Consider the following 15,980-nt stretch of genomic DNA (forward strand, 5'->3'; position numbering starts at 1 on the left):
CAGCGAGCGCGACCGTGAACGAGCAAGGACGAATCGATGGACCCGCGCACCAAGACCGCTCTCCCCGGATACCTCTCCCGCACCCCGCAGCTCAAACGACTCTCCGACGGGCTCGCGCTGTTCATCGGCCAGATCGGGCAGAAACAGCACCGAGAAGAACCCGATGGAAGCCTGACGCTCCTGGGTGCCACGTACACGAAGCTCGTGCTGCTCGGCGAGAATGCGGAGGAAGCGTTCGCCGACTTCGTGGAGGGCGACGACGTGGTCGCCATTGGCAGCTTCAAGACGCGAAGCTACGAGCATCGCGGGCAGAAGGTCGAGGAGCGCCAGTTCCAGGCGGTCAAGCTCCTCTTCGATACCACGCGCGAACGCTACCGGGTCGAACGCAAGCCACGGCCCCGTATGGAGGCGACACGGGAGGCACCGCGGGCAGTGGGCACTGTCGAGTTCCGTGCGGCTCAGCCCGCCCGTGCGCTGGCGTTGGGGCGGTGAGCGACATGCACGAAGCTCCCGATGGTTCCGGCGCCGAGGACGAAGTCGGCGAGCACCTCGATCCCGAGATCGAAGACGACGACCTGTACGACCTGGTGATGGCGCGCGCCGCGCTGCCGGAGCCACCTCGACCGGTCAACTGGAATCTGCTCACGTCCGGCGATGCGGAGGCGGAATGGCTGGCATTGAATGAGTGGGTCGATCAGCTTCGCCGCACCTATGGGCTGCCCGCCTCGGTGATCCCGCCGTTCTGGTACCGGCACCCCGAACTCGTGTGGGAGCTCTCCGCCTTGCACTTGCACTGGATCGCGAGCTACGACCCGGAGCAGGACGCTTCGGGGCCGATCGCCTGGCACACCGATTTCGCGCTCGCGCGGGAACGGCTCCGTGAGTGGGTAGCGACCTGCGGCACCCGCCTTGACCGCGACCGCCCCACCCGGCAGACCACCTGGCCGGGAGAGGAACCCCAAACGCCCATCGAAGACGAGCTGATCCCGAACCGGGCTATCGATTTCGTCGACTTCGTGGCCGCCGATGTGCAGGCGCGCCAGGACATCGAGGATGAGTTCATTCGTCTGAAGCGATCGGCTGATCGTGTACGCGACGACGAGCCAGGTTGAGCCGCTGTGGAACTCGCGAGAAGCAGCCGAGTTCCTGAACGTCTCGCAGGCGACCTTGTCGAGGTGGCGCAGGCAGCACGAGGGGCCGCCGTTTGTCAGCGTCGGCGGGATCGCCCGCTACAACCCGCCGACCGTGCGCGCCTGGGTGCTGGAACGCGAGCGCGAGCATGGCTGACCCGCGCCAGCACAAGATGCCGCCCATCGGGGTGAAGCTCTCCACCAGTATCGAGAGCCGCGGCAGCGGGTATCTCGCACGCGTGCGCTGGACCGACCCGCACACGAGGAAGCGCCCCAGCCGCTCGGCGTTCGTCCCGACGCCAGAAGACGCGGAAGCGTTCTTCGCGACGATGCAGGAGGCAACCGAGACGGGAACCGATCTGCTCGTCACGTTCTCGGACTACGTCGAGTCGATCGGCGATCGCTGGCAGCGCGGCCTCGACACGACTTCCACCGTCGCGGGCTACGACGCCAGCCTCAGGCTCCGCGTCGTACCGGCGCTCGGTCATATCAAGGTCAGCAAGATCACCACCGGGCTGATCGATCGCACCATCGACCAGTGGGAGACCGAACATCGGCCTTCCACCATCAAGACCTCCATCGGCGTGCTGGTGCGAGTGCTGGATGTTGCCGTGCGAGACGAGGTGATCCCGTCGAACCCGGCGAAGAATCGGGCGCGACGCGCGTTCAACCACGTCCCGGCGCTCGAACCCGGTTCCATGCGCGCGTTCGCGATCCAGGACGTGGAGACGCTGAACGCTCTCGCTGCGAGATGTGCGGAGGTGCATCAGAGCTATTCGGATCACGTCATGCTCTGCGCGCTGCTCTCGGCGCGTGGCTCCGAAGTCTCAGGGCTCGAAGCGGGAGACATTGACTGGAAGAACCGCGTCGTCAAGATCGAACGGCAGATCTACCCGGGCAAGGGAGGGCTCGTTCGCAAGCAGACCAAGGGCCGCAAGACCCGGTACGTGCCGATCCTCGATGAGCTCGAACCACTGCTCGTGCGCCTGTCTGCGGGCAAGAAGCCCGATGACCCTCTCCTGCGCGGGCCTCGGGGCGGCGTGCTCACGACCGCGACCGTCCGAGACGCGACGAACTGGGATCAGATCGTCGTCGATCTCGGCCTGCCGAACCTCACCAGGCACGGGCTCCGGCACACCGGCGCGACCTGGCTGGCCGATGCCGGGGTGCCGCTCCACGTGCTGCAGCGCATCCTCGGGCATGCGTCGATCGATACAACCAAGGGCTACCTGCATCCCGATCACCGGCAGCTGAACGAGGCCGCCCAACTCGCCAACCAGTTCCTCGCGCGACCGAAGACGCGACAGCACAGGAAGGAGCCGCCCCGCCGCGACAGACCCCAGCTCTAACGAACAACCGCCGCACTCGGCTCAGAGAAGGGGGCCGAGGCCTCAACCTGCCCGGATTTTGGCCCACTAGATTTCCACTTTTTGGCCCACTAGACCCGAATCTGACCGACGCTCGACCGAACCTCGAAGCGGCTCATGCCCAAGCTTCGGGCTCCGGCTCGCGCTCCGGCGAAGGTCACCAGAAACGAGAGAAGCCCTGATGAAAAATAGCTTCTCATCAGGGCTTTTTCGTCGGGTTGACAGGATTTGAACCTGCGACCCCCTGACCCCCAGTCAGGTGCGCTACCAAGCTGCGCCACAACCCGTTGTTTAGTTATTTTGGGCTACCGGAGAGGCTAATGCCTGTAACCCCCAGTCAAGTGCGCTACCAAGCTGCGCCACAGCCCGTTGTTCTTCAGCTTCGCCGACCAGAGTCTGGCCTGCGCTGCCGAGGCAACCCCTCTATATTACCCACACTCGGAGGGCGGATCGAACCAACGGCGAGAAATCGCGCCCCAGCCGCAGAAAGCCGGGCGCGCCACCCGCCGCAACAACCCAGGAGACCGACGCCAGCCCGCGAAGAGACTCACTCAGCAGCGAGATCGACGACGGCGGCAGAATACGCATCCACCAGCTCATCGGCCGCCACCAGCGCTCCGTACTCGGCGCTGCCCGAGCCGATCGCGATCCGGCGCCCAGCTAACCGGGCATCGAGAACGACCGGCCACGAACCCGCGGCACCCAAAGGGGTGATCGTGCCGCGCACGTAGTCGGTTGCGGCGAGCGCGCCATCGGCGTCGGGCAGCGACAGCTTGTTGACGCCGAGATGCGCCCGCAGCTTCGCCCACGAGAACTGCGCGTCGACGGGGGTGAGCACGAGCACGAAGCCCCGCTTCGTCTGCACCACGATCGTCTTCACGAGCTCGACGCCGTAGACGGGCGCGGGGCGCTGCCCCGGGGTGCGCGGCACGAACGTCACGTCGAGGCCGCGCGCGGCGGCATCACGGGCGGCGGCGGCGTAGGGCTCGGCATCGGTCGACATGCATCCTCCTCGAAAAGCTCACAACACGGCACGGCCGGAATCACCCGCCGCACCGACCACAACGCCCTGACACCATCCGCGCATTCCCGCCGCGAAACACACGACACGCGCGCGAAGCGGCAGGTCGCAGATACGCTGTGACCATGAGCGACCTTCGAAACCCCGGTGACGCCTGGGTCACGGCGGGCGACGGCGGGCGCTACTGGGGCCGCTTCGGCGCCGCCGGGCTGCTCGCCTACGACCACGCCCGCGACGCGATCCTGATGCAGCACCGCGTCACCTGGAGCGACCACGGCGACACCTGGGGCATCCCGGGCGGCGCCCGGCACGAGGGCGAGTTCGCGAACGACGGCGCGATCCGCGAGGCGCAGGAGGAGGCGGGGGTTCCCGATAACGCGGTGCGCCCCCGCTACACCCACGTGCTCGACCGCGAGGGCTGGACGTACACGACGGTCGTCGCCGACGTGGTGCAGCAGTTCGAGCCCGAGATCACCGACCCCGAAAGCCACGCCCTCGCGTGGGTGGCGCTCGAAGAGGTCGAGAACCTGCCCCTGCACCCGGCGTTCGCGTCGAGCTGGCAGATCCTACGGCCCCTGCTCGGCCCGCCGCCCACGGTGGTGGTCGACGCCGCGAACGTGATCGGCAGCGTGCCGAACGGCTGGTGGAAGGATCGCCGAGGCGCCGCCGAGGGCCTGCGCGACCGCCTGCACCGCTACCTGGAGGCCTCGAACGGGGTGCGCGCCGGGTTCCTCGACCTCGCCGAGCCCCGCGTGCCGGGCCTCGACCGCGTCTACCCCGACTGGATTCTCGTGGTCGAGGGCAATGCGCGCGGCATCGACAGCACCGACCGCGTGCGGGTGCTGAGCGCCGCCGAGACGGGCGACGACACCATCGTGAGCGCCGTCGAGGCGCTGAGCGCGAGCGGATCGATCACCACGGTCGTCACGAGCGACGCGGAGCTGCGCGTGCGGGTCGGCGCCGCGGGCGCCACCACGGTGCGCGGCGTCAAGAAGCTGCTGAGGATCCTGCCGGAGGCGTAGCGGGGCCCGCGCCGCCGGGCATCTGAACCGGGCTCCCACCAGCGCTGGGAACCTCGCCGGTCGGCACACGACGCCGCAGCGCCGCGACGATGCCGTACGCGAGCAGCCCCTGCCCGATCGTGTAGGTGAGCATGACGACGCCGCTCGTCCAGGTGGTGCTGCCCGGCACGAACAGCCGGAAGGCGAGGATCGCGTCGGAGAGCAGGAAGAACGCACCGCCCCACGCGATGACCGAGCCGCAGCGGGTGGCGAGCGCGGCGGTGCCGACGAGCACGAGCCCGTACGCCATCACGGGAATCGACAGCGACTTCGTGTGCGGCAGCAGCAGTGCTAGCAGCACGAGGTACGCGATCACGTAGACGAGGCTCCACGCGGGCAGGCGCCGCCGCGCGACGCCGCGCACCCGCCACAGCAGCACGATGTACGCGAGATGCGCGATGCCGAAGCACGCGAGCATCATCGGCAGCTCGCTGTCGAACATCGGGAAGAACGTTGCGGCGCCGTCGCCGAGCCACGAGAACGCCAGGGCGGCGAGCAGGAGGGCGAGCGCGCCGGCGGGCACCGGGCGGATGCGCAGCTCGGGCACGAACACCACCGCCGTCACGACGCCGGCGGCGAGCGCGGGCATGAGCAGCAGTTTGGTCCACCCCTCGAACGGGTACTGCCCGAAGCAGGCGATGACGTACACGAGCGCCACCGCGATGTACGGCAGAAACGGCAGCGAAGCTCGAGAGCGCTCGGTCATACTCGCATCATAGGCCCGGGCGCGGGCCGGTACGTGAACGTCGCGGCCGGCTACTCCGCCTCGACAAGAATGCCGTCGTCGTCGCACCACACGGTGACGCCGGGGCGGAACTCCACTCCCCCGATCTCGACGGGAACGTCGACCTCGCCCGCGCCCGTCTTCGTCGACTTCGCGGGGTTCGACCCGAGCGCCTTCACGCCGAACGGGAGCGTGCCGATCGCGACGCGGTCGCGGATCGCGCCGTGCACGATGAGCCCCGCCCACCCGTTGTCGCAGGCGAGCTCGGCGATCTGGTCGCCCACCAGCGCGGTCTCGAGCGAGCCGCCGCCGTCGATCACGAGCACGGCGCCGTGCCCGTCGCTCGACAGCGTCTGGCGGATCAGCGCATTGTCTTGGAAGCACCGCAGCGTGCGCACCGGGCCTGTGAACCCCGTCATGCCCCCGATGTTCTGGAACTGCAACGACACCGAGCGCAGCTCGCTGCCGCGTTCGTCGTAGAGGTCGGCCGTACTGATCTGCGCCATCTCGTTACTCCCCTCGCGCCCGAAGTCGGGCCGGCCGGCATGGTGCCGGTCGTTCAGGTGTCACGTTACCCGCAACCTCCGACAACGGGAGGAACATCGGCAACGGTTCGCAATGCTGCGCAGCGCGGCCACCGAGCAGAACTCTTACTGTACAAAAGTACATGTACACATGTACAGTAAGGGCGCGTGGTGATTCGCCACCGTCTCTGCCCGCGCGAAAGGAGCCGAAATGCCGCACACGGACGAGCCGACGGCTACTGACGCCGCGCAGACGGCGAGCGCCGCACACATCGCGAACGCCACGCCCGCCACACCCGCCGCTCCCCGCCGACGGGACCCCGAGGGTCGACGCCGTGCGATCCTCACCGCCGCGACCGAGATCATCGTCGAGGAGGGCGCCGCAGCGCTCACCCACCGCGCCGTCGCGAAGCGCGCCTCCGTGCCGCTCGGCTCGACGACCCAGTACTTCAGCTCGATCGACGACATGCGCGAGTGCGCCCTGCAGCAGCTCGCCGACGAGATCGACGAGGCCATCGCGCGGCTCGAGCCGTTCATCGCGACCATCTTCGAGCGCCCCGACCCCATCATCGACGAGCTGCTCGCCTACCTCGAAGACCCGCGCACGGTGCACGCCGACATCGCGCTCATGACGAGCGGCACCACCGACCCCCGGCTGCGAGCGCTCGCGCTGCGCTGGCCGGAGCGCGTCGTCGACCTCCTCTCGACACAGGTGGGCCAGGAGCGCGCCGTCGCCATCGCCGTCTTCCTCGACGGGGCGACAATGCATGCTGGCCTCACCGGCACTCCGCTCGGCCGCGACGAGCTCACCCGCGTGCTCCAGGCGCTCATGACGATGCCGGTGCCGGGCTCGGCGCACACCTAGCGAAGCGGCAGGCCCCAGAACTTTCCCACTCGAACCGACACTCAGAAAGACCGTGACCACCATGTCCGCCCCGCGCACCGCACCGCACTCCGCACCGAAGTTCGCCCCGCTCAGCAAGGCCCGCCGCTGGGCCGCGCTCAGCGTGCTCACCGCGAGCCTGCTCGTCATCACGATGGACATGACGATCCTGAACATCGCGCTGCCCGAGATGGCGGCCGAGCTGCACCCGACGAGCGACCAGCAGCTCTGGATCATCGACGTCTACTCGCTCGTGCTCGCCGGCCTGCTCGTCTCGTTCGCCGCGATCGCCGACCGCTGGGGCCGCAAGCGCATGCTGCTGCTCGGCTACTCGATCTTCGGGGTGGCGTCGCTGCTCGTGCTGTTCGCCACCAACGCCGAGTCAGTCATCGCGATCCGCGCGATCCTCGGCGTGGGCGGCGCGATGATCATGCCGATCACCCTCTCGCTCATCCGCGTCATCTTCACCGACGCCCGCGAGCGGGCCACGGCCCTCGCCATCTGGGCCGCCGTTTCGGGGCTCGGCGCCGCCGTCGGCCCGCTGCTCGGCGGGCTGCTGCTCGAGTACTTCTCGTGGCACGCGGCGTTCCTGGTGAACGTGCCGCTCATGCTCGTCGGGGTGATCGCGGGCATCGCGATCCTGCCCGAATCGCGTGTCGCGCACACCGGCCGCTGGGACTTCCTCGCCGCCGCGCTGTCGCTCGTCGGCATGACGCTGCTCGTCTGGGCCATCAAGACCTTCGGCAAGGAGGCGAGCCTGCTCGTGCCCGAGGCGCTCGTCGCGTTCGCAGCCGGCGCCGCCCTGCTCGCCTGGTTCGTGGTGCGCTGCCTCCGCAGCGCGTCGCCGCTGCTCGACCTCAGCCTCTTCCGCAACCGCGTCTTCTCCGCCGGCGCCATCGCCGCGCTCGGCTCGACGTTCGCGATGATCGCCGCCCTGCTGCTCATCGCCCAGTGGCTGCAGCTCGTCGACGGCGCCTCCCCCGTCGAGGCCGGCATCCGCCTCTTCCCGATCGCGATCACCGGCGCCCTCGCGTCGCTCACCGCCCCCGTGCTCGCCCGGCGCATCGGGGCGCGCGCCGTGCTCGCTGGCGGCCTCGGCTTCGCGGGCGTCGGCATGCTCGTCATCGGCCTGCAGCCCGGAACGCTCACCACCCTCACCGTGATCATCGCGCTCTGCTTCATCGGCGCCGGAACGGGCTCGCTCGCCATCGCATCGGCCATGATCATGCACGGCTCCCCCGAGGAGAAGGCCGGCAACGCGGGCGCCATCGAGGAGACCTCGTACGAGCTCGGCGCCGTGCTCGGCGTCGCGATTCTCGGCAGCGTCTCGGCTCTGCTGTACCGGGCCGAGTTCATCGCGTCGGGTGCCCTCCGGGGTGTCGAGCGCTCGCTCGCCGGGCAGGCCGAGGAGTCGCTCGGGGCCGCGGTCTCGATCGCCGACGAGCTGAGCCTCCCCGAGCTCGCGCAGCAGGCGGGTGTGGCCTTCACCCACTCGATGCAGGCGACGGGGATCGCCGGGGGTGTCATCATGTTCGCCGTTGCGGCGGCAGTCTTCCTCATGACGCCCAAGGGCACCGACGTGTCGCAGGCCTCGCACTAGGCGCCCGCGGGGCGCTCTCCTGCCAGTGCCCCGTCATGACCCTGACCAGCACCCCTGCTGCACCCTGATCCGCCCCCGACTCGCCCCTGACCCCGGTGCCGCGAGAAACGGTACCGGGGTCTCATGCGGGCCATACCGCGGGCGGACGCGGCGGTGCCCCGCCCCGACCTACCGTGGAACCATCACGGACGAACATCCCGTTCGCCGCCCACGAGAGGAGCCGCCATGAGCGCCACCATCACCCCCGAAGCACCCCTGGCCAACGACCCCCGCGTCGCCGGCACCACGCCCCTCGCGGCGAGCAGCGCCGCCTCGAACGGATCCGAGCCGTTCCCGAGCGGGCCGGTCGCCATCGACGACCACTCCCGCGCGTTCTCGATCACCAGCTTCGTGCTCGGCATCGCCTCGGTCGTCAGCGGCTGGACGTTCTTCGCGCCCATCACCGGCCTCGTCTTCGGCATCCTCGCGCTGCGTCGCAACACGCGGGATCGCGCCCTCGCTCTCTGGGGCGTCTGGCTGAACGCGGTCATGCTCGCCATCTGGGTGCTCGCCGGCATCGTCGCAGTCGCGGTCTTCGGGTTCGGGGCGCTCGCGCTCGTCTTCGCCGCTTGAGTGCGGGCCGCCTGAAGCTGAGCCGCCTGATCCCGAGCCCGGGCGCGTGAACCACTACGCGTCGTCCGGTCGCCTCGGGCGATACACCCAGGTGACCATGACCACCGAGATGATCATCAGCAGGAACCACGAGATGATCTTCTGGCCCGAGACGAACTCCCACCCGTCGACCTGACTCGGGTACAGCCACGCACCGGAGAGGGTGGCGATGTTCTCGGCGATCCAGATGAAGAGCGCGACTCCCGCGAACACCAGCAGCAGCGGCACTCTGAGCGTCGCACGCCAGATGCGGAAGTGCATGATCGTCGGCGCCCAGAGCAGCACGACGACGGCGAGCAGGATCCACCGGGCATCGAAGATGTAGTGGTGGGTGTAGAAGTTCGCGTAGATCGCGATCGCCGCGATGGTGGTCGCCCAGATCGGCGGATACCTCGTGAAGCGCAGATCGTGCAGCCGATACACGCGCACCATGTACGAGCCGACCGCCGCATACATGAAGCCGCTGAAGAGCGGCACCGCACCGATTCGCAGCACGCCGTCGGCGGCGTACGCCCACGATCCCACGTCGGTTTTGAACAGCTCCATCACCGTGCCCGTGATGTGGAACAGCACGATCACCCAGAGTTCGCGGCCGCTCTCCAGGCGGAACACGAGCATTGCGATCTGGATCGCCACGGCTGCGATCGTCATCGCGTCGTTCCGGGCGAGGGCGGCGTCGTCGGGGTACCAGAGCCGCGCCGCGACGATGACGACGAGCATCAGCGCCCCGAAGATGCACGCCCACGCCTGCTTGAGTAGGAACACCGCAGCCTCGATGAGCACCGCGCGTGCGCCCGACGCGGGCTTTCCCGCGAGGAGGCGATTGGCAGCTCGGTCGATCGTCCGCTCGAGCCCGGTGAGCTGACGCCCCGGTGCAGCGTCGCCGACGTGGTCTCCGGAGCGCCCTGGTGCCGACATGCTCAGAGATTACCGCCCCGCGGCTGAGCGCTGCTCTTCGAGACGCTTCATCCGTTCGAGCTGCGGGTCGAGGAATTTGCCGAGCACCACGGTCTGCTGATCGGAGTACCCCAGCGCATCGTAGAACCCGAGAACGGCCGCATTGCCGGATCGGACCATGAGCTGCACTTTCGGAGCGCCATGTTCCTGCAGCCACGCCTCGGCAGCCGCCATCAGACGCCGCCCCCAGCCCTGCCGCTGCCTGGCAGGTGACACGGCCAGGTAATACACCCAGCCTCGGTGGCCATCGACTCCGACCATGACGGTCGCCACGACCTCGCCGGCGTCAGACCGCCCGGCGAGAATGGTGGAAGTCGCTCCGCCCAGGGCTCGCTCAGCGTCGGAGACAGGATCATTCCACGGACGCGTGAGACCGCACGCACCCCACAGAGCGGTGGCCGCCGGGATCTCCGATGAGCGCAGCGGACTGATCTCGCCTGCAGCAGTAGTCACTCTGGCTCCGCCCTCCGGAAATCGCCGTTCCTGAGGCGCTCACGCCCTACGGGCGCGGGCGCCTCTCGCGGACTGAACTGACGAATGGGCCGGCTCCCACCGCCCCATGCTCACCGCGGTGCAGACCACCGCGGCGCATCCGCGGAACGGCGAGAAATCGCCGTTCCTACGGCGCTCACGCCCTACGGGCGCGGGCGCCTTTCGCGGATGCGCATGTTGATCACGATGGGGCTGCCCTCGAATCCGTAGCGCTCGCGCAGGCGCCGCTGGATGAAGCGGCGGTACTGCGGGTCGAGGAAGCCGGACGTGAAGAGCACGAAAGTCGGCGGACGGTTCTGCACCTGGGTGCCGAACAGGATGCGCGGCTGCTTCCCGCTGCGCAACGGGTGCGGGTGCTCCTGCACGAGTTCGGCGACGAACGCGTTGAACTTGCCGGTCGGAATACGCGTATCCCACGACTCGAGCGCGGTCTCGAGCGCCGGCACGAGCTTCTCGAGGTGACGACCGGTGCGCGCCGAGATGTTGACGCGCGGCGCCCAGTCGACGTGCGCCAGATCCTGCTCGATCTCGCGCTCCAGGTAGCGCCGGCGGTCGTCGTCGAGCATGTCCCACTTGTTGAAGGCGAGCACGAGTGCGCGGCCCGATTCGAGCACCAGGTCGATGATGCGCAGATCCTGATCGGAGATCTCCTGCGTCACATCGATGAGCACGACCGCGACCTCGGCCTTCTCGAGCGCGGCTGCGGTGCGCAGCGACGCGTAGAAGTCGGCGCCCTTCTGCAGGTGCACGCGGCGGCGGATGCCGGCGGTGTCGACGAATGTCCACACGCGGCCGGCGATCTCGACCTGCTCGTCGACCGGGTCGCGCGTGGTGCCAGCGACGTCGCTGACGACCGCTCGCTCCTCGCCCGCGGCCTTGTTGAGCAGGCTCGACTTGCCGACGTTCGGGCGGCCGAGCAGTGCGACGCGGCGCGGGCCGAGCATCTTCGGCTGGGCGACGGCGGACTCCTCGGGCAGCGCCTCCACGACCGCATCGAGCAGGTCGGCCACGCCGCGCCCGTGCAGCGCGGATACGGCGCGCGGCTCGCCGAGCCCGAGCGACCACAGCTGCGCGGCCTCGGCCTCGAGCACAACGTCGTCGACCTTGTTCGCAACGAGGAAGACGGGCTTGTGCGTGCGGCGCAGCAACTGCACGACGCGCTCGTCGGTGGCCGTGGGCCCGACGCGGGAGTCGACCACGAACATGACGACGTCGCAGAGCTCGATCGCCACCTCGGCCTGCAGTGCGACCGACGCATCGATGCCCTTGGCATCGGGCTCCCAGCCGCCGGTGTCGACGAGGCTGAAGCGGGTGCCCACCCACTCGGCCTGGTAAGTGACGCGGTCGCGGGTCACACCCGGCACGTCTTCGACGACGGCCTCGCGGCGGCCGAGGATGCGGTTGACGAGCGCCGACTTGCCCACGTTCGGGCGGCCGACGATCGCGACCACGGGCAGCGACTCGGCGACCGGCTCGCGGAAGCCCAGGAACTCGCCCTCATCGCTGATGATCGCCACGTCGTCGTCCTCGAGGTCGAAGCCCTCGAGGTTCGAGCGCATGGCGCGCAGGCGCTCCTCGTCGGTCACGCTCGCGTCGAAGCCCTCGCCGAAGATCACCTCGCCCTCGTTCGCGGCGCGCACGGGTGCGTCGTTGACCGTCGCCTCGTAGGTGTCGGCCTCGTCGTACTCGGGGTCCGCGGCGACCTGGCTGCCGTTGGGGGTCACCTGCATGACCTCGGGTCCGTCGAACTCGGGTCCGTCGAACTCGGGGCCGTCGGCTTCAGGGCCGACGCGGCCGCCCGATCCGGGATTCTGCTCGCTCATCATTCGCTCTCTTCCGCAGCGCCCTGCGCCGCTCGTACGATATCGACCACAGCCTGCACCGACTGCTCGAAGTTCAAGTCGCTCGTGTCGACGAGCGTCACGCCCGGGGCCGGCGTGAAGAAGTCCACGACCAGCGCATCCTTGGCGTCGCGCGCCTCGATGTCGGCGAGCACCTGTTCGTGCGTCAGCCCCTCGAGCTCGCCCGCGCGCCGCCCCGCACGCACTGCGGCCGACGCGGTCATGAGCACCCGCACCGGGGCGTCGGGGGCGACCACCGTGGTGATGTCGCGCCCCTCGATGACGACGCCGGGCAGGCCCGACTCCGCGACGATGCGCCGGAACATCTCGTTCAGGCGCTCGCGCACCCGCGGATGCTTGGAGACCCGGCTCACGAGCCCGCTCACGGCGTGCTCGCGGATAGCGGCGGTCACGTCGTGGGCAGCATCATCGCCGAATTCGACGGTCACCCGCTGCGGTCCGCGCAGCGTGATCGAGTACGTCCAGGTGTCGAGGATCGCGGCGACCGCGTCGGGGTCGTCCAGATCCGCAGCTTGCTCGACCGCCGCCCACGCAAGCGAGCGATACGCCGCGCCGGTGTCGAGGATGCCGAAGCCCAAACGCTCCGCGGCGACGCGGGAGACGCTCGACTTGCCGCTGCCCGCGGGGCCGTCGATGGCGACGAGCAGCGGCGCCGTGCGACCCGATTCCGCGGGTTCCGGGCTGGTCACGACGGTCAGCTCGGCGGCAGCTGATGCAGCATCAGTCACAGCGTCCTCCATCCGCGTTCGACGAGATCGGCAGCCGCGCGTTCGGCGACCTCCGGCAGTACCGCGATCTCCGCGAAACCGATCTGGGCGCCCGGCGAGTGCTCGAGGCGCAAGTCTTCCATATTAATGCCCAGTTCTCCGAGTTCGGTGAGCAACTTCGCCAGCTGCCCCGGTGAGTCGTCGATGAGCACCGTGATCTGGGTGAACCGCTCCGACGACCCATGCTTGCCCGGGATGCGCGACACCCCGTTGTTGCCCGCCGACAGCAGGTCGGCGATGCGGCGCCGCGCCCCGGTGCGGGCAGGATCGCGAAGCGCATCGGCGAACGCGGCGACGTCCGCCGAGAAGGCGTCGAGCAGCTCCACCACCGGCGCGCTGTTCGCGCCGAGGATCTGCACCCAGAGCTCCGGATCGCTGGAGGCGACGCGCGTGGTGTCGCGCAGGCCCCCGCCCGCGAGGCCGATCGCCTGCTCCGAGGCCGGCACGAGGCGCGCGGCGAGCAGGCTCGACACCACCTGGGGCAGATGCGAGACGAGCCCGACGGAGCGGTCGTGCTCCTCGGGCGTCATCTCGATGAGCACGCCGCCGAGATCGAGCGCGACGGCTTCGACGAGCGCGAGCGCCTCGGCGGGCGTCTCGCCGTCGCGGCAGATCACCCACGGCCGCCCCACGAAGAGGTCGGCTCGCGCCATGATCGCGCCGCCGCGCTCGCGCCCCGCCATCGGGTGCGAGCCCACGTAATTGGCGAGGTCGATGCCCCGACGCTGCAGCTCCGCGAACGGCGCGAGCTTGACGCTGGCGACATCGGTGACGACGGCGTGCGGGTAGGTGCGCAGCGCGCGCTCGACGACGTCGGCCGTGACATCCGGCGGCGTCGCGATGACGACGAGCACGGGCGCCTCGTCGTCGGCAGTGCGAACGCGGCCCGCACCGTAGTCGGCGGCGAGCGCGACGGTGGTCGGCGACAGATCCTCGAGCGTCACATCGACCCCGCGCTCGCGCAGGCCGAGGCCGACGCTGGCGCCGAGCAGCCCGGCGCCGATGATGTGCACCGGCCCGCGCGTGCGCGCCATCAACGCGGCGCGCTCGCCGGCCGGGCGCAGATGCGCGCCCACGGGTGCGTCCTGCTCCGCGCTCATCGCCCGCCCTGCTTCCGTCCGCCGCGACCGTGGGGATTGCCCCGCGCCGCGGTGCCCCGCATGCCGCGGGCGCCCTTGCCGTCGCCGGGTCGCCCCGCGGTGATCTCGCCTCGGCGCCGGCCCCGCTGGGCGCCGCCGGATCCGGACCCCTTCCCGGCACCCGTGCCCGAAGCACCACCGGCGCCCGTGCCCGCGCCGTTGCCGCCGCCCGCACCGCCGTCCTCGACGGCCGAGAGCAGCGCCCCGCGCTCCGCCGCCGACAGCTCGCGCAGCTCCCCCACGCGCAGCGTGCCGAGGTGCAGCGGCCCGAACTGGCGCCGCACGAGCTCGACGACCGGGTGTCCCACCTCCGCGAGCATGCGCCGCACGATGCGGTTGCGCCCCGAATGCAGGGTGACCTCGACCAGGGAGTGCGCGTCGCCCGACCCGCCCGGCAGCAGCTTCGCCCGATCGGCGTGGATCGGCCCGTCGGCCAGCTCGACCCCGTCTTTGAGCTGCTGGATCACGGCGGCAGTCACCCGGCCCCGCACCTTGGCGATGTACGTCTTCTGCACGCCGAAGCTCGGGTGGGCGAGGCGGTGCGCGAGCTCGCCGTCGTTCGTGAGGATGAGCAGGCCGCTCGTGTCGGTGTCGAGGCGCCCGACGTTGTAGAGCCGATCCTCGACCTCGTCGGCGAACTCGCGGAGGTCGGGGCGCCCGTTCTCGTCACTCATCGTCGACACGACGCCGCGCGGCTTGTTCAGCACGAAGTAGCGCTTCGACACGTCGAGCTGCACCACCACGCCGTCGACGCGCACGTCGTCGGTCTCGGGGTCGATGCGCGATCCGAGCTCGCGCTGCACCTCGCCGTTCACCGACACTCGTCCGCTGGTGATCAGCGATTCGCAGGCTCGGCGCGACGCGACGCCCGCGTGCGCGAGGGCCTTCTGGAGGCGGACCCGGCCGTCGTCATCGTGCGCGGTTTCGGCGGGAGCCGGCTGCGGGCGATCCCACCCGAACTCGGCCAGATCGACCTCGACGTTCTCGCCGTCGACGGAGAACGACCCGCCGAGATTCTCGTCCGAGCGCTTCATTCGTCGAATCCTTCCGTGGGTTCTTCGAGCAGTGGGGAGATGGGCGGCAGTTCGGAGATGTCGCCGATGCCGAGATAGCCGAGCAGCGCGTCGGAGGTGCCGTAGAGGATCGCCCCCGTCTCCGGGTCGTGCCCCGCCTCGGTGAGGAGCCCGCGACCGAGCAGGGTGCGCACCACCGAGTCGACGTTGACCGCGCGGATCGAGGCGATAGCTCCACGCGAGATGGGCTGCCGGTACGCGATGACGGCGAGCGTCTCGAGCGCCGCCTGCGAGAGGCGCGCGGGCGACTGCTGGTGCACGAAATCCGCCACGATCGGGTCGAGGCTCTCGCGCGCGTAGAAGCGGTATCCGCCGGCGACCTCGCGGAGTTCGAAGCCGCGCGGCGATCCGGCACCGCGATTCGCGCCGTGCGCGTAGCCGTTGATGTTGCCGTTGAACTCCGCGACGAGCGCGTCGAGGGTTGCGCGCACCTCCCGGACGGGCCGGTCCGTGGCCGTCGCGAGCGCGACCGCGCTGAGCGGCTCGTCGGCGACGATGAGCAGCGCCTCGAGCTGCTGCGACAGCGTGTGCGCGCTGCGGGCGGCGTCGAGCTCCCCGCCCCCCGCGGCCGCACCCTCCGCCGCGCCGCCATCTGCTGCACCGCCATCTGCCAGCGGGGTCACTTCGGGAGGGTGTTGCACCCCTCCGCCCCCCTCGACACGCTCCGAAAGTGACCCCGCTCCGGCGGCGGCCGCGGCGGGAGTCGTGGCGGCGGCCGGGGTGGAGGTC

The 15,980-nt window shown here is 69.9% G+C and carries 17 protein-coding genes, 1 tRNA gene and 1 pseudogene; 8 read left to right on the top strand and 11 right to left on the bottom strand.

What is annotated here, in order from left to right; all coding sequences use genetic code 11:
• Positions 1 to 36: 36 nt before the first annotated feature.
• Genes PQI23_RS10865 through PQI23_RS10880 form a run of 4 tightly spaced genes read left to right on the top strand, consistent with a single transcriptional unit; the run spans position 37 to position 2,479 of the window.
• On the top strand, positions 37 to 492 hold the full coding sequence (locus PQI23_RS10865) for a hypothetical protein (RefSeq protein WP_339974420.1): 456 nt from the start codon (positions 37 to 39) through the stop codon (positions 490 to 492).
• A gap of 5 nt (positions 493 to 497) precedes the next feature.
• Positions 498 to 1,112: a hypothetical protein gene (locus PQI23_RS10870; protein ID WP_339974422.1), complete on the top strand. Its 615-nt coding sequence runs from the start codon at positions 498 to 500 to the stop codon at positions 1,110 to 1,112.
• Positions 1,087 to 1,287, top strand: coding sequence for a helix-turn-helix domain-containing protein (locus PQI23_RS10875; protein ID WP_339974424.1), 201 nt, complete (start codon positions 1,087 to 1,089; stop codon positions 1,285 to 1,287). Before PQI23_RS10870 ends, PQI23_RS10875 begins: the two co-directional genes overlap by 26 nt.
• Positions 1,280 to 2,479 carry a tyrosine-type recombinase/integrase gene (locus PQI23_RS10880; protein ID WP_339974426.1) on the top strand — a complete coding sequence of 400 codons (1,200 nt, stop codon included), beginning with the start codon at positions 1,280 to 1,282 and terminating at the stop codon, positions 2,477 to 2,479. The genes PQI23_RS10875 and PQI23_RS10880 overlap by 8 nt, the downstream gene beginning before the upstream one ends.
• A 231-nt stretch (positions 2,480 to 2,710) precedes the next feature.
• Here PQI23_RS10880 and PQI23_RS10885 read toward each other — a convergent pair.
• Positions 2,711 to 2,784, bottom strand: a tRNA-Pro gene (locus tag PQI23_RS10885).
• Positions 2,785 to 3,044: 260 nt separating this feature from the next.
• Complete coding sequence (locus PQI23_RS10890) at positions 3,045 to 3,500, bottom strand: aminoacyl-tRNA deacylase (RefSeq protein ID WP_339974428.1); 456 nt, start codon at positions 3,498 to 3,500, stop codon at positions 3,045 to 3,047.
• 143 nt (positions 3,501 to 3,643) lie between these two features.
• Here PQI23_RS10890 and PQI23_RS10895 point away from each other — a divergent pair, with 143 nt between their 5' ends.
• Positions 3,644 to 4,540 (top strand): NUDIX hydrolase, encoded by an 897-nt coding sequence (locus PQI23_RS10895; RefSeq protein WP_339974430.1) that lies wholly within the window; start codon positions 3,644 to 3,646, stop codon positions 4,538 to 4,540.
• On the opposite strand, the gene PQI23_RS10900 is transcribed toward PQI23_RS10895, so the two are convergent.
• Together PQI23_RS10900 and rraA are read right to left on the bottom strand one after the other, a co-directional pair.
• Positions 4,506 to 5,285, bottom strand: coding sequence for a lysoplasmalogenase (locus PQI23_RS10900; protein WP_339974432.1), 780 nt, complete (start codon positions 5,283 to 5,285; stop codon positions 4,506 to 4,508). The genes PQI23_RS10895 and PQI23_RS10900 overlap by 35 nt on opposite strands.
• Before the next feature lie 50 nt (positions 5,286 to 5,335).
• Positions 5,336 to 5,809, bottom strand: coding sequence for a ribonuclease E activity regulator RraA (gene rraA / locus PQI23_RS10905; RefSeq protein ID WP_339974434.1), 474 nt, complete (start codon positions 5,807 to 5,809; stop codon positions 5,336 to 5,338).
• A gap of 229 nt (positions 5,810 to 6,038) precedes the next feature.
• On the opposite strand from rraA, the gene PQI23_RS10910 reads away from it, so the two are divergent.
• The 3 genes from PQI23_RS10910 (at position 6,039) to PQI23_RS10920 (ending at position 8,922) form a co-directional block, all read left to right on the top strand.
• Positions 6,039 to 6,692 carry a TetR/AcrR family transcriptional regulator gene (locus PQI23_RS10910; protein ID WP_339974436.1) on the top strand — a complete coding sequence of 218 codons (654 nt, stop codon included), beginning with the start codon at positions 6,039 to 6,041 and terminating at the stop codon, positions 6,690 to 6,692.
• 61 nt (positions 6,693 to 6,753) lie between these two features.
• Positions 6,754 to 8,310, top strand: coding sequence for an MFS transporter (locus PQI23_RS10915; protein WP_339974483.1), 1,557 nt, complete (start codon positions 6,754 to 6,756; stop codon positions 8,308 to 8,310).
• A 225-nt stretch (positions 8,311 to 8,535) separates the two neighbouring features.
• On the top strand, positions 8,536 to 8,922 hold the full coding sequence (locus PQI23_RS10920) for a DUF4190 domain-containing protein (protein WP_339974438.1): 387 nt from the start codon (positions 8,536 to 8,538) through the stop codon (positions 8,920 to 8,922).
• A 54-nt stretch (positions 8,923 to 8,976) separates the two neighbouring features.
• Here the strand turns inward: PQI23_RS10920 and PQI23_RS10925 are convergent, their stop codons facing one another.
• The 7 genes and pseudogenes from PQI23_RS10925 to scpB form a co-directional block, all read right to left on the bottom strand.
• The gene (locus tag PQI23_RS10925; RefSeq protein ID WP_339974440.1) at positions 8,977 to 9,879 is read right to left on the bottom strand and encodes a DUF817 domain-containing protein; all 903 of its coding nucleotides are present in this window, start codon (positions 9,877 to 9,879) and stop codon (positions 8,977 to 8,979) included.
• A gap of 9 nt (positions 9,880 to 9,888) precedes the next feature.
• Positions 9,889 to 10,371 carry a GNAT family acetyltransferase gene (locus tag PQI23_RS10930; protein WP_339974442.1) on the bottom strand — a complete coding sequence of 161 codons (483 nt, stop codon included), beginning with the start codon at positions 10,369 to 10,371 and terminating at the stop codon, positions 9,889 to 9,891.
• A gap of 182 nt (positions 10,372 to 10,553) precedes the next feature.
• Positions 10,554 to 12,233 carry a ribosome biogenesis GTPase Der gene (gene der / locus PQI23_RS10935; RefSeq protein ID WP_339974444.1) on the bottom strand — a complete coding sequence of 560 codons (1,680 nt, stop codon included), beginning with the start codon at positions 12,231 to 12,233 and terminating at the stop codon, positions 10,554 to 10,556.
• Positions 12,233 to 13,000: a (d)CMP kinase gene (cmk, locus tag PQI23_RS10940; RefSeq protein ID WP_339974446.1), complete on the bottom strand. Its 768-nt coding sequence runs from the start codon at positions 12,998 to 13,000 to the stop codon at positions 12,233 to 12,235. Before cmk ends, der begins: the two co-directional genes overlap by 1 nt.
• Positions 12,997 to 14,139, bottom strand: a complete 1,143-nt coding sequence (locus tag PQI23_RS10945; RefSeq protein WP_445238426.1) for a prephenate dehydrogenase — start codon at positions 14,137 to 14,139, stop codon at positions 12,997 to 12,999. The genes cmk and PQI23_RS10945 overlap by 4 nt, the downstream gene beginning before the upstream one ends.
• A gap of 230 nt (positions 14,140 to 14,369) precedes the next feature.
• A pseudogene (locus PQI23_RS10950) lies at positions 14,370 to 15,146 on the bottom strand (pseudouridine synthase); the annotation flags it as partial.
• Between the two features lie 62 nt (positions 15,147 to 15,208).
• On the bottom strand, positions 15,209 to 15,775 hold the full coding sequence (gene scpB, locus PQI23_RS10955; RefSeq protein ID WP_339974487.1) for an SMC-Scp complex subunit ScpB: 567 nt from the start codon (positions 15,773 to 15,775) through the stop codon (positions 15,209 to 15,211).
• Positions 15,776 to 15,980: the final 205 nt, after the last annotated feature.

Source organism: Leucobacter sp. USCH14, assembly GCF_037619215.1.
Lineage (GTDB): Bacteria > Actinomycetota > Actinomycetes > Actinomycetales > Microbacteriaceae > Leucobacter.